1 protein-coding gene is annotated in these 212 nt (G+C 72.6%); it reads left to right on the top strand.

Annotated elements, in window-relative coordinates:
• Nucleotides 1-184 (top strand): TetR/AcrR family transcriptional regulator (locus J0695_RS39115; protein ID WP_443727060.1); only part of this gene is annotated, 184 nt, incomplete at its 5' end.
• Nucleotides 185-212: the final 28 nt, after the last annotated feature.

Raw genomic sequence — 212 nt, 5'->3', positions numbered from 1 at the left:
GCCGGCGGGCCACGAGCCGGAGCAGGCGCAGGCGCGGGCGGCACTGTGCGTCTCGACCGTGCTGGGGCTCGCGCTGACGCGCTACGTGCTGCGGTTCCCGGCGAGCATGGCGCTCGGCCGCGAGGAGATCGTGGACTGGCTTGGACCCACGGTCCAGCGGTATCTCACCGCACCCACGCCCTGAAGTAGGCGTCGCGGCGGATGCCCTCAAA

Source organism: Streptomyces beijiangensis, assembly GCF_017315755.1.
In the GTDB taxonomy this organism is placed as follows: Bacteria; Actinomycetota; Actinomycetes; order Streptomycetales; family Streptomycetaceae; genus Streptomyces; species Streptomyces beijiangensis.
The sequence above is the reverse complement of the archived record's forward strand: the minus strand, read 5'-3'. Positions and strand labels throughout refer to the sequence as shown.